Origin of the sequence: Candidatus Weimeria sp. HCP3S3_B5, from assembly GCF_052064335.1 — a bacterium.
Lineage (GTDB): Bacteria > Bacillota > Clostridia > Lachnospirales > Lachnospiraceae > Weimeria.
This window is the reverse complement of record NZ_JBQHVU010000057.1, coordinates 1-1,881: the sequence shown is the minus strand read 5'-3', so window position 1 is coordinate 1,881 and position 1,881 is coordinate 1. Positions and strand designations below refer to the sequence as shown.

2 protein-coding genes are annotated in these 1,881 nt (G+C 47.6%); both read left to right on the top strand.

Features of this window, described 5'->3' with window-relative positions; all coding sequences use genetic code 11:
• Positions 1-161: 161 nt before the first annotated feature.
• Positions 162-758, top strand: a complete 597-nt coding sequence (locus tag ACTNCK_RS11650; RefSeq protein ID WP_441082890.1) for a DUF6431 domain-containing protein — start codon at positions 162-164, stop codon at positions 756-758.
• A gap of 71 nt (positions 759-829) precedes the next feature.
• On the top strand, positions 830-1,881 hold a 1,052-nt coding region (locus ACTNCK_RS11645), incomplete at its 3' end, for a DDE-type integrase/transposase/recombinase (RefSeq protein WP_441082889.1).

Sequence of the window (1,881 nt, the reverse complement as noted above, 5' to 3'; positions counted from 1 at the left end):
CATAAAAACAAAAAAAGAGAGAAAGAACCACCCTTCCGCAAAAGACGTTCTTTCTCTCACCAGCAATAAAGGAGCTGCAGACAGGTTTTGCAGGATCTGTGTCCTAATTGTTCCCTGTTTGAAAGCAGTCATGCCTTTATCGTGTACATAAGTACATTACTATGATACGAAAGAACCTCTTGGATTGCAAGCTTATTCTTAACAAATCTGCAAAAACATCGGCTCAGTCTCTCAGCCAGAAAACAAAAGACCTGACCAGAGAGATCTGCCCCTCATGCGGAGCACATGGTAAATGCCTCGTTCACGGCCATTACCAGAGGTGGATAATCGACTTTGAAGGTGGAAAGCCACATCAGGAACAAGTGACGATCACAAGAGTGAAGTGTTCTTCATGCGGCCACACACATGCCCTGATCCCGGATCTTTTCATCCCTTACGGCCAGTACAGCCTCACTTTCGTTCTCCATGTCCTCTGCCAGTACTTCGATCACCAGAAAACCGCTGACATCTGTGCCCGGTTTATGATCACGGTCTCAATGCTCTACCGCTGGATAGAACTTTTCAGGAGTCACAAACAGGAATGGCTCGGCGTGACTGATTCATCCGACGGAATGCACATGATAAACATCATCCTCGGCTTCGATCACTTCTGCGATTTCAGCATCAGATTCCTGGAACTCACCTTCATCTCATTCATGCAGTCACATAAGAATCCGACGAATTGCCAGCAGAGGCCGCCTGGATTTCATTTCACCTGACCCAGACCACACAACATGGGAATTCAAACCAGCGCCGTTTAGATTTACTATCTAGGACGGAGGTGATCACTATGATCGATAACAACAAACAGATGTCAGATGCAGCAGAGATGGCTCAGTTCAGGTTTGCCTTGATAGCGCCTGTGATACACAATCTCTATACCGACAGCTCAAGGACTGCCTACTATAAGCGGATAACAAAGGATCCGCTTACTTTCCCGGATGGTTCTGTAAAAAAGATAAGCTACAGGACAGTTGAAAAATGGGTCTCTCTTTACAGCCGCTTTGGCATTGACAGCATTACACCCAGGAGCCGGGATGACAAGGGCTCAACCAGAGCCCTGAATGATGCAGCCATTGAGGAGATCTATCGTCTGAAGAAAGAGTTCCCGAGGCTCAATGCAACCCAGATCTACAATCAGCTTATCTCTGGCGGCTTTATCCCGGCCACTGTAAATGTCTCAGCTGTCCAAAGGTTCATCAAAAAGAATGACCTGAAGGGTGCCAGGAATCCTAACGTCCGCGACAGGAAAGCCTTCGAGGAGGATGCGTTCGGAAAGATGTGGCAGTGTGATACATGCTACTTCCCTCACATCACTGAGAATGGTGTTTCCCGCCGTGTCTATGCGGTCTGCATAATCGACGACCATTCGAGGATGATAGTCGGATCAGGACTTTTCTACAGCGATTCAGCCTACAACTTCCAGAAGGTATTCAAGAACGCTGTGGCGACCTATGGCATTCCGAACAAGCTCTACACTGATAACGGCTCACCATATGTCAATGCCCAGCTTGCCCTCATCTGTGGAAGTATCGGCACTGTCCTTCTGCATACCAAAGTCAGAGATGGTGCCAGCAAAGCCAAGATAGAAAGGTTCTGGAGAACGACCAAAGAGCGCTGGGTCTACGCACAGGACTTTACAAAGGTCCATTCCCTGGCAGAGCTTAACATCATGTTTACCGAATACATCAGGGCCTACAATACCACGATGCATTCCGGGATAGGCTGCACTCCTCTCGACCGTTATGAGAAGACCAGAGAAAATATCAGAAAGCCTGAATCCATGGAATGGCTTGATGAATCCTTTCTGAACCGTGTAGAAAGACGCGTCAGAAAAGATTC

Bases quoted from the DNA above. Each gene is read 5' to 3' on its own strand.
- ACTNCK_RS11650 (WP_441082890.1), top strand. From the start codon at position 162: ATGATACGAAAGAACCTCTTGGATTGCAAGCTTATTCTTAACAAATCT.